Below are 16,040 nucleotides of genomic sequence, written 5' to 3' on the forward strand. Positions count from 1 at the left end.
GACGCGTCGCTGGCGCGCTACCGGGAAGGCCAGCAGCGCTTCCCGGCGCGCCAGGACTTCGTGCTGGGCGAGATCCTGACGCTGGCCGACAGCGGCCGCACCGCCGACGCCATCTCCGCCGGCCGGGCGCTGGTGCGCCGCCAGCCGTCGAACGCCGATGCGCGCATCGCGCTGGCGTACGCCCATATCCGCGCCCGGGAACCGTATGAAGCGCTGTACGAGGCCGACAAGGCCAATACGCTGGCGCCGCAGCGCAACGACATCGTGCGCGAATACGTCCGCACGCTGCAGCATGCCGGCCTGCCGGAGGCCGCGCTGCGCATCGCCGGCGAGCGTCCCGGCCTGCTGGACCGGATGGACTGGCTGTCGCTGCAGCTGGACGCGGTCGCCGAGCAGGTGCGTCTTGCCGACAAGCCGACCCGCACCGAGGCCGAGCGCTTCGCCATCGCCGACCGCGCGCTGGCGCGCTATGACGAACTGATGCCGCAACTGCGCGCGCTCGGGCCGCAGGGCGAGAGCGAACTGCGCCGCGCGCGCGTCGACCGGCTGGCCGCGCTGCATGCCCGCGTGCGCATGCGCGAGGTGGTCGACGAATACGAGTCGCTGCGCGCCGAGGGCGTGCAGGTGCCGGCCTACGCGCTGACCGATGTCGCCGCCGCCTATCTGTATCTGCGCCAGCCCGAACAATCCGAGCAGCTGTATCAGCAGGCGCTGAGCGAGGCCTATCCGCCGGAGGGCGACACCGAGGCGCGGCTGGCGGCGCAGACCGGGCTGTACTACTCGCACGCCGAGGCCGAGAAATTCCCGCCGGCCGGCGACGTGGTGCAGCAGGCGAGCGCCGAGCAGCCGCGCTGGCGCTGGGTGCAGGGCCAGCCGGCCGCGCAGCCGAACGACCTGTGGCTGGACGCCGCCCAGGTCCGTGCGCAATCGCGCCGGCAGGCGGACGACACCATCGACGCGCAGCAGCAGCTGGAGGAACTGGTGCAGAAGGCGCCGGCCAACTCGGGCCTGCGCGTCGCGCTGGCCGACGTCTACCGGGCGCGCGCCTGGCCGCGCCGCGCCGAGAGCGAGCTGAAGCTCGCCGAAACGCTGGACCCGCGCAGCGTGCCGCTCGAGGTCCAGCAGGGCCACGCCGCGCTCGATCTGCAGGAGTGGCGCCAGGCGGAGATGCTGCGCAACGACACGCTGGCCCGCTATCCCGAGGACCTGGCCGTCAAGCGCCTCGATCGCGAATGGAACGTGCACAACAAGGCCGAACTGCGCATCGAGGGCTATCGCGGCCTGGCAAATGACAGCGCGGTGGTCGGCAACGGCAACTTCGGCATCGAGGCCGTGCTGTACAGCCCGCCCATCAACTATGACTGGCGCGCCTTCGGCGGTATCGGCTATGCGACCGGACGCTTCGACGAGGGCAACGTCGACTACCGCTGGGCGCGTACCGGCGTGCAGTACCGCGTGCGCGACCTGACCCTCGAGGGCGAGGTTTCCACGCATTCGTATGGCGGCGGTGGCCGTGCCGGCGGCCGGCTGTCGGCGCAGTACGACATCGACGACCGCTGGCAGGTGGGCGCATCGGGCGCGCTGCGCTCGACCGGCACGCCGCTGCGCGCGCTCAAGCAAGGCATCTATGCCGACACGCTGTCGGTGTTCACGCGCTACCGCGCCAGCGAGCGCAGCGAATGGCTGTTCACGGTGGCGCCGTCGCGCTTCAGCGACGGCAACGACCGGCTCGAGGCCGGCGTGACCGGCGTGCAGCGCTTCTACACCGCGCCGCATCTGAAGGCCGATCTGCTGGTGGATCTGTGGGCCTCGCGCAATACGCGCGACGACACGCCGTACTACAACCCGCGCTCGGACCTGACGATGCTGCCGTCGGTGCGGCTGACCCACACGCTGTACCGCCGCTACGAGACCGCCTGGGAGCAGCACTTCCTGGCCGGCGCGGGCGCCTACGCGCAACGCGGCTTCGGCACCGGCGCCATGATGCTGATCGGCTACGGCCAGCGCTTCCGCACCAACGACGTGTTCGACGTCGGCGCCACGATCACCGGCACCAGCCGCCCCTACGACGGCCGGCGCGAGCGCGAACTGCGCATCGTGTTCGACCTGACCTATCGATTCTGAACGGGATGCATGCCATGGACGCAACCTTGATGCGCCCCTATCGCGCTTTTCTGCTGCTCTTGCTGGCCGTCGCCACCATGCTGCTGGCCGCCTGCGCCAAGGACATTCCGGTGTTCACGCCCCCGGCCGAACGCCCCGTCGCCAACGCCGAGCAGCCCTGGCCGCGCAACCATGTCGCGGTGCTGGCGTACCACGACGTCGAGGACAAGGACGCCGATCAGGCCTACCTGAGCGTGCGCACCGACCATCTGATCGAGCAACTGGCGTGGTTGCGCGAGAACGGCTACCGGCCGGTCACCGTCGACCAGATCCTCGCCGCGCGCAACGGCGGGCCGGCGCTGCCCGACCGCGCCGTGCTGCTGACCTTCGACGACGGCTATCGCAGCTTCTATACGCGCGTGCTGCCGATCCTGAAGGCCTATCGCTGGCCCGCCGTGCTGGCACCGGTCGGCGTGTGGCTCGACACGCCGGATACCGAGCCGGTCGATTTCGGCGGCAAGCCCACCGAGCGCGATCGCATGCTGACCTGGCAGCAGGTGCGCGAGATCGCCGCCTCGGGGCTGGTCGAGATCGGCGCGCACACCGACGCGCATCACTACGGCGTGCTGGCCAACCCGCAAGGGAACACGCAGCCGGTCGCGGCGGTGCGTGCCTTCGACAAGCAGACCGGCAAGTACGAGACCGATGCCGCCTACGAGGCCCGCGTGCGCAACGACGTCAAGCGGATCACCGAGAAGGTTCACCGCATCACCGGCAAGCCGGTGCGCGTCTGGATCTGGCCGTATGGCGCCGAGGGCGGCACGGCGCTGCGCATCATCGGCGAGAACGGCTACCAGATGGCGCTGACGCTGGAGGACGGACTGGCCAGGGTCGATCGCATGATGTCGGGCGCGCGCATGCTGCTGGCCAACGATCCGGGCCTGCGCAGCTTCGCGCAGTCGGTGGTGGACATGGACGAGCAGCAGACCATGCGCGTCGCCCACGTGGACCTGGACTACGTCTACGACGCCGATCCGGCGCAGATGGACCGCAACCTGGACAAGCTGGTGCAGCGCATCTTCGATCTGAAGATCGACACGGTGTTCCTGCAGGCCTTCGCCGATCCGGATGCCAGCGGCCTGGTGAAGTCGGTCTACTTTCCCAACCGCGTGCTGCCGGTCCGCGCCGACCTGTTCAACCGCGTGGCCTGGCAGCTGCGCAACCGCGCCGACGTCAAGCTCTATGCGTGGATGCCGGTGCTGAGCCTGGACCTGGACAAGTCGATCGCCCGCGTGACGCGCTGGGATCCAGAGAGCGGCCGCACCGACGTCGACCCGAAGCAGTACCGCCGCCTGTCGCCGTTCGATCCGCTGGCCCGCCAGCGCATCGGCGAGCTGTACGAGGACCTGGCGCGCCATGCGATGTTCGACGGCATCCTGTTCCACGACGACGCGCTGCTGAGCGACTTCGAGGATGCCAGCGCGCCGGCCCTCGCGGCATATCGCAAGGCCGGGCTGCCCGACTCGATCGAGGCCCTGCGCGCGAATCCGGAAACGATGCAGCGCTGGACGCGATTCAAGAGCCGTGCCCTGGTCGACTTCACGCACGAGCTGACCGCCAAGGTGCGCGCCATTCGCGGCCCGGCGATCAAGACCGCGCGCAATATCTTCGCCGCGCCGATCCTGCAGCCGGAGAGCGAGGCCTGGTTCGCGCAGAACCTCGACGACTTCCTCGCCGCCTACGACTGGACCGCGCCGATGGCCATGCCCTACATGGAGCAGGTCCCGGCCGGCAAGGAGAACGCCTGGCTGGACTCGCTGGTCGACACCGTGGCCCGGCGTCCCGGCGCGCTGCGCCGCACGGTGTTCGAGCTGCAGGGCCGCGACTGGCGCAAGGCCGATGCGCCGCCGGTGGACAGCGCCGTGCTGGCGGGCTGGATGCAGCGCCTGCAGCGCCGCGGCGCCCGCAGCTTCGGCTACTACCCGGACGACTTCCATAACAACCAGCCTCGGCTCGACGTGATCCGGCCGGCGCTGTCCAACGCCTGGTATCCCGCGCCATGATCGAACGTCTATTTGCCCTGATCGTCCTGTGCATCGCGCTCGGCCTGCCGATCGGCTTGGCCGTGGTGGCGACCGGCGACCTGCTGCTTGCCTTCGTCTTCTTCTACCCGCTGTTCATGTCGGGGCTGTGGATGGCCGGCGGCGTCTATTACTGGTGGCACTGGGAACGCAAGTGGTCCTGGGATGAGGATCGCCAGCCGCCCAAGGTGGCAGGCGAGCCCTTCATCTCGATCCTGGTGCCGTGCTTCAACGAGGAGAAGAACGGCGAGGAAACGCTGCGCGCCGCGCTGGCGCAGCGCTATCCGAACTTCGAGGTGATCGCCATCAACGACGGCTCGCGCGACGGCACCGGCGCGCTGCTCGACGCGATGGCGGCGAAGCACGAGCGGCTGCGCGTGGTCCACCTGGCCCAGAACCAGGGCAAGGCGATGGCGCTGCGCATGGGCGCGCTGGCCGCGCGCGGCGAGTATCTGGTCTGCATCGACGGCGACGCGGTGCTCGATCCGGATGCCGCCGCCTATCTGGTCGCGCCGATGGTCGACAACCCGCGCGTCGGCGCGGTGACCGGCAACCCGCGCATCCGCACCCGTTCGACGCTGATCGGCCGCATCCAGGTGGGCGAGTTCTCCTCGATCATCGGGCTGATCAAGCGCACCCAGCGCGTCTATGGCCAGGTCTTCACGGTGTCCGGCGTGGTGGCGGCCTTCCGGCGCCGCGCGCTCGATCGCGCCGGCTACTGGAGCCTGGACATGATCACCGAGGACATCGACATCAGCTGGAAGCTGCAGCGCGACCACTGGTCGATCTTCTACGAGCCGCGCGCGCTGTGCTGGATCCTGATGCCGGAGACGCTGCGCGGGCTGTGGAAGCAGCGGCTGCGCTGGGCCCAGGGCGGCGCCGAGGTGTTCCTGAAGAACGTGCGCTCGATCTGGATCTGGCGCCATCGCCGGCTGTGGCCGCTGATGGCCGAGTACTGCCTGTCGGCGGGCTGGGCGTTCATCTTCGCGATGTCGATCATCCTGTGGGCGCTCGGCCATTTCGTCGACCTGCCCGACAACCTGCACATCGAGCGGCTGGTGCCGCCGGGCTTCACCGGCATGGTGCTGGCGGTGGTGTGCGTGCTGCAGTTCGCCATCAGCGTGGCGATCGACCGCCGCTACGAGCCCAAGCTCGGCCGTTCGATGTACTGGACCATCTGGTATCCGCTTGCCTTCTGGATGATCGGCATGCTGACCACGCTGATGGCCTTTCCCAAAGTCATGCTCAAGACCCGGCGCCGTGCCCGTTGGACCAGCCCGGATCGCGGCATCAAGTCGATGAGGTCGTGATGAATCCCGATGACATGATCGTTCGCACCCGGCGCACGCGGCTGGGCTGGCTGATCGATGCGCTGCTGACCGCGCTGGCGTGGATCGGCTTCGGCTACCTGTGCGTGACCGGGCTGCTGGCGGTGCTGCGGCACGCCAATGCCGGACCCGACGTGCCGTTCTGGTCGGCGCTGCTGCCGACCGCCGGCACGCTGTCGATCTACGTGGTGGTGGGGCTGTTCAACGGCGTGGTGCTGCTGACCTGGGCGCTGTACAACCAGTACCGCTTCTCCGGGCTCGATCGGCGCAAGCCGATTCCGGCCCTGCGCGACGACGAGCTGGCACGCAGCTTCAACGTGTCGGGCCAGCAGCTGCGCGCGCTGCAGCGGGCCAAGGTGGCCGTGGTCGACCATGAGGGCGACGGCACCATCGCCGACGTGCATCTGCCGCAGACCTTGGCCCGGGAGCCGGCGGCGGTGAAGTAAAGGCCGTCGTTCCCGCGCTGGCGGGAACCGGATGGCTTCGATGCGGCGGCGACGGGGCCGCTGGCCCCCGCGTTCGCGGGGGCGACGGTTTCTACCTGTCGCTTACGCGAAGTCCGAGTCCAGCCCGTCCTGGACCTGCTCGGCGGCGCGGATCACCGCGCGCGCCTTGGCCTCGGTCTCGCGCCATTCGGCGTCGGGATCGGAGTCCGCCACGATGCCGGCGGCCGCCTGCACATAGAGATTGCCGTCCTTGACGATGCCGGTGCGGATCGCGATCGCCAGGTCCATCTCGCCGCCGAACGACAGATAGCCGACCGCGCCGCCGTAGATGCCGCGCTTGCGCGGTTCCAGCTCGTCGATGATCTCCATCGCCCGCACCTTCGGCGCGCCGCTCAGCGTGCCGGCGGGGAAGGTGGCGCGCAGCACGTCCAGATTGCTGATGCCGTCCTTCAGCGTGCCCTCGACCGAGCTGACGATGTGCTGCACGTGCGAGTATTTCTCGATCACCATCTGGTCGGTGACCTTGACCGAGCCGGTTTCCGCGATGCGGCCGATGTCGTTGCGGGCCAGGTCGATCAGCATCACGTGCTCGGCGATCTCCTTCGGGTCGTTGAGCAGCTCCGTGGCCAGCTGCGCGTCGCGCTCGGGCGTATTGCCGCGCGGCCGCGTGCCGGCCAGCGGGCGGATCGTCACCACGCGGCGCGAGCGCGTCTCGCCCTGTTCGCTGGTGCGGCGCGTTTCCTGACGCACCAGGATCTCCGGCGAGGCGCCGACGATCTGGAAGTCGCCGAAGTTGTAGAAGTACATGTACGGCGACGGGTTCAGCGAACGCAGCGCGCGGTACAGCGACAGCGGCGCGTCGCGATAGGGCTTGGTCAACCGCTGGCCGATCTGCACCTGCATCATGTCGCCGGCGACGATGTATTCCTTGGCCTTGGCCACCGCGGCCAGGTAGTCGGCCTTGTCGAATTCACGGTAGACCTCGGTCTGCACCGACGGGCTGGTGACCGGCACGTCGACCGGCTGGCGCAGCTTCATGCGCAGGTCGCGCAGCCGCTGGCGCGCGCGCGAATAGGCCTCGGGCATGCCGGGGTCGGCGTAGACGATCAGATAGAGCTTGCCCGACAGGTTGTCGATCACAGCCAGCTCCTCGCACAGCAGCAGCTGGATATCGGGCAGGCCCAGGTCGTCGGGCTTCTGCGTGTCGGCCAGCTTCTTCTCGATATAGCGCACCGTGTCGTAGCCGAAGTAGCCGGCCAGGCCGCCGCAGAAGCGGGGCAGGCCGGGGCGCAGCGCGACCTTGAAGCGCCGCTCGAAGGCGGCGATGAAGTCCAGCGGATTGCCCTCGTGGGTCTCGACCACCTTGCCGTCGGTCACCACCTCGGTGCGCTGCCCGTAGGCGCGCAGCAGCGTGCGCGCATGCAGGCCGATGAAGGAATAGCGGCCGAAGCGTTCGCCGCCGACCACCGATTCGAGCAGGAAGGTGTTGACGCCGCGGGTTTGCGACTGCGCCAGCTTCAGGTACAGCGACAGCGGCGTCTCGAGGTCGGCGAAGGCCTCCGCGATCAGCGGAATGCGGTTGTAGCCCTGGTCGGCCAGCGATTTGAATTCGAGTTCGGTCATGACGGTCCTCTGGGACGGCGCACGGGGGCTGCGGCAACGCGATCCCCGGCGGGCGATTCTGGGAGGGGCTGGATGGCCGAAGCACCGGCCCCGTCGGGCGGCTCGAGGGGGCATGCGGACGGGCCGATGGGCCGGTCGTTCCGCTGTCGCTCCGTGTCGAGCCAGGGGGGCGTAATGCGCGTTCGGGTAACGCTAGCAGGGATTGCCGGGAAGGGGAACCGGGCCGGCAAGGACCGCCGGTCTGATCGAAACGCCTCGCCGATCGAATCGGACGGGCGCGATCAGCGCAGTCGCGAACGCACTTTACGCCTGTTGGGAGGCGCGCCAGCGACGCCAGGGCCAGGCCTGCCGATCACTGTCAGTAAAGATGCGTTTGCGGTTCAGGAACATGAAATCGTGTTCGGGGTGTCTGCGCGGGATGCGGAGAGGGCGGTCTCGCGGATTGCCGGAGGCCCGGCGCCATTGCAATTGGAACGGCCGGGGCTGGCATCGGAAACTGCCCGGAGACTACCGGTGTGCCGTCAAGATCTCAGCAGCCTTGACAAGCGAGCCGACTATACCATCGGCGTCGACGCCTTGTACAGGGTTGCCATGGTTGTAGCCATAGGGCACCAGCAGCACGCCGATACCGGCCGCGCGGGCCGCCATCGCGTCGTTTTCCGAGTCGCCGATCGCCACCATCTGCGCCGGTTCGAGGCGGAACGCCTCGCATACCTTCAGCAGCGGCAGCGGGTCCGGCTTGCGGAACGGAAAGGCATCGCCGCCGTAGACCAGCTCGAAATAGGGCGCGAGGCCGGACTTGTCCAGCAGCGGCGCGGTGAAGTCGTGCGGCTTGTTGGTGACGCACGCCAGCCGCAGGCCGGCGGCCTTCAGCGCGGCCAGCCCCGCCTCCACGCCGGGATAGACCGCCGAGAACTGGCCGTTGATGCGCAGGTATTCGCGGTTGTACAGCGCCAGCGCGTCGGCGAACAGGCCGTTGGCCGCGGCGGGCGGAAGGCGCGTGTCGAGCACGCGCCGGATCAGGTTCTCCGAGCCCTTGCCGACGAAGCTGACGATCTCGGGGAGGGGCAGCGGGGCGATGTCCCCAAGCGCCGGATGCAGATGCGACAGCGCCTGCAGCATTGCGTTGACCGCCGCATGGAAGTCGCCCGCGGTATCGACCATGGTGCCGTCCAGGTCGACGATGGCCCCGCGGATGCCGCGCCAGTCGGTGCGCTTGAGCGTCGCCCCTTCCATCACTGGCCCGCCTTGGCCAGCTCGGCGCGCAAGGCCGACAGCACGCCGCGATAGCCGCCGTCGGCGTCGGGCTTGCCGAACACCGCCGAGCCGGCGACGAAGGTGTCGGCCCCGGCCGCGGCGATCTGCGCGATGTTCTCGACCTTCACGCCGCCATCGACCTCCAGCAGGATCGTGCGCCCGGTGCGGGCGGCGTAGGCGTCGATGCGCTCGCGCACCGCGCGCAGCTTGTTCAGCGTCTCGGGGATGAAGGCCTGGCCGCCGAAGCCCGGGTTGACCGACATCAGCAGGATCACGTCGAGCCGGTCCATCACGTGGTCAAGATGGTGCAGCGGCGTGGCCGGATTGAATACCAGGCCGGCCTGGCAGCCGTGGTCGCGGATCAGCGCCAGCGAGCGGTCGACATGATCGCTCGCCTCGGGATGGAAGGTGATGATGTTGGCGCCGGCCTTGGCGAAGTCCGGGATGATGCGGTCGACCGGGCGGACCATCAGGTGCACGTCGATCGGTGCGGTCACGTGCGGGCGGATCGCCTCGCAGACCAGCGGGCCGACCGTCAGGTTCGGCACGTAGTGGTTGTCCATCACGTCGAAGTGGATCCAGTCGGCGCCGGCCTCGGTGACGCGGCGCACTTCCTCGCCCAGGCGGGCGAAGTCGGCGGACAGGATGGACGGGGCGATGCGGTAGGTGGGCGTGCTCATGATGGCGTGGGTGACGGCTTGGTTTGCGGCTCGGGTTGCGGCTCGGGTTGCGGCGACGTGGCGACGTGGCAAGGATGCAAGGGCGCGTCCCGCCAGTGCGGCCGGCGCACAAGGGCGCCATTTTACGCCGCCTTTGCAGCGGGCGAGGGCGGCGGGGCGGACGCCGGTCCGGGCCGGCCGCGGCGCCGGGCCGACTTGCCGCACCCCTGCCCTTGCCGCACAATGCCGCTACCCTTGTCCTGCCACAGGCCTTCCCCACAATGAGCGAGTACGCTTTTTCCGTTTCCGTGCGCACGCAGTATCTGCCCGATCAGTCCGACCCGGAACACGGACGCCATGCCTTTGCCTACACCATCACGATCCAGAACACCGGCGAGGTCGCGGCCCAACTGATCTCGCGGCACTGGCAGATCACCGACAGCGACAACGCCACGCAGGAGGTGGCGGGGCTCGGCGTGGTCGGGCACCAGCCGCTGCTCAAGCCGGGCGAGCATTTCGAGTACACCAGCTGGGCGACGATCTCCACGCCGGTCGGCTCGATGAAGGGCAAGTATTTCTGCGTGGCCGAGGACGGCCATCGCTTCGAGGTGCCGATTCCCGAGTTCGCGCTGGTGCTGCCGCGCATGCTGCATTGAGGCGCGGCGGGAAACCGGTTCGGGCCGCGGTGGGAATCGCCGCCGGAACCTAGGCGCCCGGCGCGTTGTCCTTGCTGTGCGCCTGCCCCGCGGCGTGGTTTGCCTGGCCCGCCTGCGCGGATTGGCCCGGCGCCGCCGAAGAGGCGCGCGACGGGTGATCGGCCGGGGCGCGGCTGGGGCGCGGATGCTTCTTCGCCGTGCCCATCGTCCAGACGACGATGAAGATCAGCAGGAACAGCGCCACGCCGGCCTCGAGGGCGAACAGCAGCATGGGATGGTCTTGAAAGAATTCACTCATGGATGATTCCCGCGTTCGAGGCAAAGCCGGTCCGGCATGGCGGAATCCGCCCGCGGATTCGCCTGCGGAAATTGCCCGCAGAATTCTGTCCGAACCAGCCCGAGCATTGTATGGCATCGGCCTCCGGCCGGTCCGCGTCCGCGCCGCTGTGCGCCACCAACCTTGCCACTGTCCTTGCCGCCGCGGCCTCGCCGGGCGACAACCACAACGCAAACGATGACTGACCACGACTCCGCTTTCGCCATCCGCCGTCTTCCCCTGTTTTCCACCCGCTCTCCCCGCACTGCCGGCGTCGCCAGCCACCTGCCCGGCGCCCGCGCGCTGTGGGCCATCGTCGGTGCGGCCGCCGTGCTGGCCGGTTGCGTCAGCGGTCCGCCGCCGCGCATCGAAACCGGACAGCCGACGCCCCCGGTGACCGGGGCGGGCGGCAAGGGCCGCCTGCAGCCGGCAAGCTGGAGCGAGATCGGCGGCTGGACGCGCGACGACGTGCGGGCCGCGTGGCCGGCGCTGCAGGCCAGCTGCCAGGCGCTGAAGAAGCGCCCCGAATGGCGCGCCCCCTGCACGGCCGGGCTGATGGTCGATGCCAGCGATCCGCAGGCGCTGCGCGGCTACTTCGAGCAGCATTTCCAGCCGTACCGGGTCATCAACGGCGACGGCACCGACAGTGGACTGGTGACGGGCTACTACGAGCCGATCCTGCATGGGTCTCGCACGCGCCAGGGCGCCTACCAGATCCCGCTGCACCGCAAGCCGCCGCAATGGGGCAACCGGCCGCTGCCGCCGCGCGCGCAGCTGCTGCGCGATCCGGCGCTGCGCGGCAACGAGGTGGTCTGGGTCGACGACGCGGTCGAGGCCGCCTTCCTGCAGATCCAGGGCTCCGGCCGTATTCGCCTGGCCGACGGCACCATGATGCGGGTCGGCTTCGGCGGCACCAATGACCAGCCGTTCCGCTCCTTCGGGAAATGGCTGCTGGACCGGGGCGAGATCACGCCGGCGCAGGCCACCATGCAGGGCATCAAGGCCTGGGCGCGCGCCAATCCGGCGCGGGTCGAGGAGATGCTGAACGTCAATCCGCGCTATGTGTTCTTCCGCGAGCTGCCGCCGAACAACGACGGCCCGATCGGCGCGCTGGGCGTGCCGCTGACGCCGGAGCGCTCGATCGCCGTCGATCCGGCCACCATCCCGCTCGGCGTGCCGGTGTTCCTGTCGACCACGCGGCCGCTGTCGAGCGAGCCGATCGAGCGGCTGGTGTTCGCGCAGGACACCGGCAGCGCGATCAAGGGCGGCGTGCGGGCCGACTTCTTCTGGGGCGCGGGCGATGCCGCGGGCGAGACGGCCGGCCGCATGAAGCAGGCCGGCCGGATGTGGGTGCTGATGCCGCGCAGCTGAGCGGGCGGTATCGGCGGGGCGCAGCGCGGTTCGGCGCGGGTCGGCGGCCGCAGCGCCGATCAGCGTCGGGCAGCGCGCTTCAGCGTTGGTTGGCGCGGATTAGCGCGGATTAGCGCGGGTTAGCGCGGGTTAGCGCGGATCAGGGACCGCAGCGCCCATAAGCGTGGGTCAGGGTGCTTCAGCGAGATTCGGCGCGATTCAGCGCGGCCGCTGGTCGACGATCCGCCGCGCCTTGCCGACCGAGCGCTCGACCCCGCCCGATGGCAGGATCTCCAGCGCCACGGTCACGCCGATATAGGCCTTGATCTCGTGCATCAACGTATCGCGCGCCTGACGCACGGTGTCGGGCTCGACGCCATGCGCGCATTCGACGCGCACGGTCAGCGTATCGAGATGGCCTTCCTTGCCGAGCACGCACTGGTAGTGCGGCGCCAGCTCGGCGTGCTTCAGGATCAGTTCCTCGATCTGCGACGGAAACACGTTGACCCCGCGGATGATCATCATGTCGTCGGAGCGGCCGGTGATCTTCTCCATCCGGCGGAACGCGGGCCGCGCGGTACCGGGCAGCAGCCGGGTCAGGTCGCGCGTGCGATAGCGGACGATCGGCAGCGCCTCCTTGCTCAGCGAGGTGAACACCAGCTCGCCGAAGCTGCCGTCGGGCAGTACCTCGCCGGTGTTCGGGTCGATGATCTCGGGATAGAAGTGGTCCTCCCAGATGGTCGGGCCGTCCTTGGTCTCGGCGCACTCGTTGGCCACGCCCGGGCCCATCACCTCGGATAACCCATAGATGTCGACCGCGGAAATGCCCATGCGCCGCTCGATCGCCACGCGCATCTCGGGCGTCCACGGCTCCGCGCCGAAGATGCCGACCTGCAGCGAGCTGGCGGCCGGGTCGAGCCCCTGGCGCTCGAATTCGTCGGCGATCGCCAGCATGTAGCTGGGCGTCACCATGATGATCTCGGGGCGGAAGTCCTGGATCAGCTGCACCTGCCGCTCGGTCTGGCCGCCGCCGAACGGGATCGCCGTCAGGCCCGCCTTCTCGACGCCGTAGTGCGCGCCCAGGCCGCCGGTGAACAGGCCGTAGCCGTAGCTGATATGGACCTTGTCGCCGCGCCGTGCGCCCGAGGCGCGGATCGAGCGCGCCATCACCGTGGCCCAGGTGTCGATGTCGCGCAGCGTATAGCCCACCACGGTGGGTTTGCCGGTGGTGCCCGAGGAGGCGTGGATGCGCGCGACCTGGTCCTGCGGCACCGCGAACATGCCGAACGGGTAGTTGTCGCGCAGGTCCTGCTTGGTGGTGAACGGAAAGCGCGCCAGGTCGGCCAGCGATTTCAGATCCTCCGGGTGCACCCCCGCCTCGTCGAACTTGCGCCGATAGACCGGCGAATGCTGATACGCATGGTCGAGCGACCACTTCAGGCACTGCAGCTGCAAGGCCTGCAATTCGTCGCGGCTGGCGGTCTCGATCGGCTCCAGCGGCAGATCGGTCAGGCGCGTGCTCATCGTTCTCTCCTGCTATGGGTGGCGCTTGGGGGTGTGGCTACGGATGTGGCTACTGGTGTGGCCCCGGGTGTTGCCTGGGTTGTTGCCATGGGTATCGCTGCGGGCCGGCTGCAACGGTTGGGCGATGGAAGGTGGGCCGTTGTCAGCCCGCTTCGGGCGGCGGCACGACATGGCCCTTGATCTGCGCCGACTTGCCGCGGAACATCGCCACCACCTCGCCGTCGCGGTTGGTCACGCGGATGTCGTAGATGCCGTGCCGGCCCGACAGGACCTGCTCGCTTGCCTCGGCGGTCAGCACGTCGCCGCCGCGGACCGGCTTCAGGAACTCGATGCTGCAGCCGGCGGCGACCGTGTTGAGGTTGTGGCTGTTGCAGGCGAAGGCGAAGCACGAATCGGCCAGCGTGAACATCAGGCCGCCGTGGCAGATGCCGTGGCCGTTCAGGAATTCATTGCGCACCGGCATCGACAACCGGGCATAGCCGGGGGCGATCGCGTCGATGGTGATGCCGAGCCAGCGGCTGCAGCTGTCGGCCTCGTACATGCTGGCCGCGGCCGCTTCGGCCAGCGCTTGCGGATCGGGACTCAAGCGGATCTCCTGAAGAGAAGAAGGGGGAGGGGGCGGCGTTACTGACCGGTGAAACGCGGGGCGCGCTTCTCGAGGAAGGCGTTGACGCCCTCCGCGTAGTCGTGCGATCCGCCGAGCGCGCGCTGCAGGTCGCGCTCCATGTCGAGCTGCGCGTCGAGCGTCTGCGTCGCGCTGGCGTATATCGCGCGCTTGATCGCCGCCAGCGCGCGGGTCGGCTGCGCGGCCAGGTGCGTGGCCAGCGCCAGCGCCTGTTCCATCAGCAGCGGGTCGTCCATCGCTTCCCAGATCAGGCCCCACTTCTCGGCCTCGTCGGCCGACAGCTTGTCGCCGGTCATGGCCAGTCCCAGCGCGCGCGCCATGCCGAGCCGCTTGGGCAGGAACCAGGTGCCGCCCGAATCCGGCACCAGTCCGATCTTGACGAAGGCCTGGATGAAGCTGGCCGAGCGGGCGGCCAGCACGATGTCGCAGGCCAGAGCCAGATTGGCGCCGGCACCCGCGGCCGTACCGTTGACCGCGGCGATGACCGGCAGCGGCATCGACTGCAGCCGGCGCACCAGCGGATTGAAGGCGCTGTCGATCAGGTCGCCCAGATCGGTCATGCGGCCCGGCGTGAAATCCAGGTCCGCCAGATCCTGTCCGGCGCAGAAGCCGCGCCCGGCTCCGGTCAGCAGCAGGGCGCGCGCGTGGCCCGCTTCCGCATGGTCCAGCGCCTGCACCAGCGCGGCATGCATCTCGCGGGTGAAGCTGTTGAGCTTGTCGGGGCGGTTCAGCGTGACGACGGCGACGTCGCCGTGCCAGGCGAGCAGTACCGGGCCGGCCTCGACGGCGGTGCGGTGCGACGGCGTGGGCGTGGCGTGCATGGGCTTGTCTCCTGCCATGTCCCGGTTGCGGAGGCGCTGCGGCGGCCGCTCCGGAAGGTTGTTCTGGAACGAAGCCGGGTGGCGGCTCCGTCTGGCATTGTAGGGAAGCGCGACGGTCGTTTTAATTAACCGACCAGTCGGTCGGCAAATGTTAGCATTAATCTTTTGTGGTTTGCTATGGCCGGCCGCCGGTTTGCGAGCGTGTCGTGTCCGCGTCGTGCCCGCGTAGTGTCCGCAATAGCCGCGTGGCGGCGAAGCCGGGTATCGTTGCGGGTCGCAGCGATGCTTCCGGGCTCGCGATCAAGGCCCGCATCCAAGGCCCGCATCCCTTTTTTTCATTGGAGACAGAGGAAACCCATGGCGTACGAGAACATCCTGGTGGAAAACCGTGGCCGCGTCGGGCTGGTCACGCTGAATCGTCCAAAAGCGCTGAATGCGCTCAACGACGCGCTGATGGACGAACTGGGCGCCGCGCTGACGGCCTTCGACCAGGACGAGGGCATCGGCTGCATCGTGATCACCGGCAGCGAACGCGCCTTCGCCGCGGGCGCGGACATCGGCATGATGGCGAAGTACAGCTATATGGATGTCTACAAGGGCGAGTACATCACCCGCAACTGGGAGACGATCCGCCGCATCCGCAAGCCGGTGATCGCCGCGGTGGCCGGTTACGCGCTCGGCGGCGGCTGTGAGCTGGCGATGATGTGCGACATCGTGATCGCCGCCGACACCGCCAAGTTTGGCCAGCCCGAGATCAAGCTCGGCACGATGCCCGGCGCCGGCGGCACGCAGCGGCTGCCGCGCGCGGTGTCCAAGGCCAAGGCGATGGATCTGTGCCTGACCGCGCGCATGATGGACGCCACCGAGGCCGAACGCGCCGGCCTGGTGTCCCGCGTGGTGGCGGCCGACAAGCTGATCGACGAGGCGGTCACCGCTGCCGAGACCATTGCCGGCTTCTCGCTGCCGGTCGTGATGATGATCAAGGAGTCGGTCAACGCGGCCTACGAGACCTCACTGAGCGAAGGCGTGCACCTGGAGCGCCGGTTGTTCCACTCGACCTTCGCCACCGAGGATCAGAAGGAGGGCATGGCCGCCTTCGTCGAGAAGCGCGCGCCCAACTTCCAGCACCGCTGAAGCGGCCGCCGCGCCGCCTGGCATAAAAAGATGACAAAGGTATTGCCAGGCGGCGCGCCCTCCCTTAATATTCGCCCCCTCGCAGCCGAACGGCGGCGGGGTTGGCGGGGAAGGCGC

The 16,040-nt window shown here is 69.0% G+C and carries 14 protein-coding genes; 7 read left to right on the top strand and 7 right to left on the bottom strand.

All coding sequences use genetic code 11. The features are described from left to right. The 4 genes from pgaA to pgaD all read left to right on the top strand — a co-directional run. Positions 1-2,124 (top strand): poly-beta-1,6 N-acetyl-D-glucosamine export porin PgaA (gene pgaA / locus AC6EI8_RS16075; RefSeq protein ID WP_498382369.1); only part of this gene is annotated, 2,124 nt, incomplete at its 5' end. A 14-nt stretch (positions 2,125-2,138) separates the two neighbouring features. Next, positions 2,139-4,166, top strand: a complete 2,028-nt coding sequence (gene pgaB, locus AC6EI8_RS16080; protein WP_498382370.1) for a poly-beta-1,6-N-acetyl-D-glucosamine N-deacetylase PgaB — start codon at positions 2,139-2,141, stop codon at positions 4,164-4,166. Next, positions 4,163-5,494 (top strand): poly-beta-1,6-N-acetyl-D-glucosamine synthase, encoded by a 1,332-nt coding sequence (gene pgaC / locus AC6EI8_RS16085; RefSeq protein WP_149319644.1) that lies wholly within the window; start codon positions 4,163-4,165, stop codon positions 5,492-5,494. Before pgaB ends, pgaC begins: the two co-directional genes overlap by 4 nt. Beyond that, positions 5,494-5,958 carry a poly-beta-1,6-N-acetyl-D-glucosamine biosynthesis protein PgaD gene (pgaD, locus tag AC6EI8_RS16090; protein ID WP_149319643.1) on the top strand — a complete coding sequence of 155 codons (465 nt, stop codon included), beginning with the start codon at positions 5,494-5,496 and terminating at the stop codon, positions 5,956-5,958. The genes pgaC and pgaD overlap by 1 nt, the downstream gene beginning before the upstream one ends. Positions 5,959-6,060: 102 nt before the next feature. Here pgaD and trpE read toward each other — a convergent pair whose 3' ends face one another. The 3 genes from trpE to rpe form a co-directional block, all read right to left on the bottom strand. Next, entirely contained in the window at positions 6,061-7,581 is a 1,521-nt protein-coding gene (gene trpE, locus AC6EI8_RS16095; RefSeq protein WP_150082564.1) for an anthranilate synthase component I, read from the bottom strand. Between the two features lie 507 nt (positions 7,582-8,088). Next, entirely contained in the window at positions 8,089-8,817 is a 729-nt protein-coding gene (gph, locus tag AC6EI8_RS16100) for a phosphoglycolate phosphatase (protein ID WP_498382371.1), read from the bottom strand. Further along, positions 8,817-9,518, bottom strand: coding sequence for a ribulose-phosphate 3-epimerase (gene rpe, locus AC6EI8_RS16105; protein WP_149319640.1), 702 nt, complete (start codon positions 9,516-9,518; stop codon positions 8,817-8,819). Before rpe ends, gph begins: the two co-directional genes overlap by 1 nt. 260 nt (positions 9,519-9,778) lie before the next feature. On the opposite strand from rpe, the gene apaG reads away from it, so the two are divergent. Beyond that, positions 9,779-10,153 carry a Co2+/Mg2+ efflux facilitator ApaG/CorD gene (gene apaG / locus AC6EI8_RS16110; protein ID WP_006579374.1) on the top strand — a complete coding sequence of 125 codons (375 nt, stop codon included), beginning with the start codon at positions 9,779-9,781 and terminating at the stop codon, positions 10,151-10,153. A 49-nt stretch (positions 10,154-10,202) separates the two neighbouring features. On the opposite strand, the gene AC6EI8_RS16115 is transcribed toward apaG, so the two are convergent. Next, on the bottom strand, positions 10,203-10,451 hold the full coding sequence (locus AC6EI8_RS16115) for a hypothetical protein (protein ID WP_265632875.1): 249 nt from the start codon (positions 10,449-10,451) through the stop codon (positions 10,203-10,205). 216 nt (positions 10,452-10,667) lie between these two features. Between AC6EI8_RS16115 and mltA the strand changes: the two genes are divergently transcribed. Beyond that, a complete protein-coding gene (mltA, locus tag AC6EI8_RS16120; protein WP_150082561.1) occupies positions 10,668-11,840 on the top strand; it encodes a murein transglycosylase A in 1,173 nt (390 codons plus the stop codon). Between the two features lie 198 nt (positions 11,841-12,038). Here mltA and paaK read toward each other — a convergent pair whose 3' ends face one another. From paaK to paaG, 3 genes are all read right to left on the bottom strand, one after another. Next, positions 12,039-13,343 (bottom strand): phenylacetate--CoA ligase PaaK, encoded by a 1,305-nt coding sequence (gene paaK / locus AC6EI8_RS16125; RefSeq protein ID WP_498382372.1) that lies wholly within the window; start codon positions 13,341-13,343, stop codon positions 12,039-12,041. 142 nt (positions 13,344-13,485) lie between these two features. Next, positions 13,486-13,929 (bottom strand): hydroxyphenylacetyl-CoA thioesterase PaaI, encoded by a 444-nt coding sequence (paaI, locus tag AC6EI8_RS16130; protein ID WP_226109428.1) that lies wholly within the window; start codon positions 13,927-13,929, stop codon positions 13,486-13,488. A gap of 38 nt (positions 13,930-13,967) precedes the next feature. Beyond that, positions 13,968-14,789, bottom strand: coding sequence for a 2-(1,2-epoxy-1,2-dihydrophenyl)acetyl-CoA isomerase PaaG (gene paaG, locus AC6EI8_RS16135; protein ID WP_150082558.1), 822 nt, complete (start codon positions 14,787-14,789; stop codon positions 13,968-13,970). Between the two features lie 357 nt (positions 14,790-15,146). Between paaG and AC6EI8_RS16140 the strand changes: the two genes are divergently transcribed. Next, positions 15,147-15,923: an enoyl-CoA hydratase gene (locus AC6EI8_RS16140; RefSeq protein ID WP_150082557.1), complete on the top strand. Its 777-nt coding sequence runs from the start codon at positions 15,147-15,149 to the stop codon at positions 15,921-15,923. Positions 15,924-16,040: the final 117 nt, after the last annotated feature.

The sequence above is a fragment of the Cupriavidus sp. R6-3 genome, from assembly GCF_059772245.1.

What these genes read in the sequence shown, in the direction of transcription:
- pgaB (WP_498382370.1), top strand. Translation starts at nt 2,139, where the DNA reads ATGGACGCAACCTTGATGCGCCCCTATCGCGCTTTTCTGCTGCTCTTG.
- pgaC (WP_149319644.1), top strand. Translation starts at nt 4,163, where the DNA reads ATGATCGAACGTCTATTTGCCCTGATCGTCCTGTGCATCGCGCTCGGC.
- pgaD (WP_149319643.1), top strand. Translation starts at nt 5,494, where the DNA reads ATGAATCCCGATGACATGATCGTTCGCACCCGGCGCACGCGGCTGGGC.
- trpE (WP_150082564.1), bottom strand. Translation starts at nt 7,581, where the DNA reads ATGACCGAACTCGAATTCAAATCGCTGGCCGACCAGGGCTACAACCGC.
- gph (WP_498382371.1), bottom strand. Translation starts at nt 8,817, where the DNA reads ATGGAAGGGGCGACGCTCAAGCGCACCGACTGGCGCGGCATCCGCGGG.
- rpe (WP_149319640.1), bottom strand. Translation starts at nt 9,518, where the DNA reads ATGAGCACGCCCACCTACCGCATCGCCCCGTCCATCCTGTCCGCCGAC.
- apaG (WP_006579374.1), top strand. Translation starts at nt 9,779, where the DNA reads ATGAGCGAGTACGCTTTTTCCGTTTCCGTGCGCACGCAGTATCTGCCC.
- AC6EI8_RS16115 (WP_265632875.1), bottom strand. Translation starts at nt 10,451, where the DNA reads ATGAGTGAATTCTTTCAAGACCATCCCATGCTGCTGTTCGCCCTCGAG.
- mltA (WP_150082561.1), top strand. Translation starts at nt 10,668, where the DNA reads ATGACTGACCACGACTCCGCTTTCGCCATCCGCCGTCTTCCCCTGTTT.
- paaK (WP_498382372.1), bottom strand. Translation starts at nt 13,343, where the DNA reads ATGAGCACGCGCCTGACCGATCTGCCGCTGGAGCCGATCGAGACCGCC.
- paaG (WP_150082558.1), bottom strand. Translation starts at nt 14,789, where the DNA reads ATGCACGCCACGCCCACGCCGTCGCACCGCACCGCCGTCGAGGCCGGC.
- AC6EI8_RS16140 (WP_150082557.1), top strand. Translation starts at nt 15,147, where the DNA reads ATGGCGTACGAGAACATCCTGGTGGAAAACCGTGGCCGCGTCGGGCTG.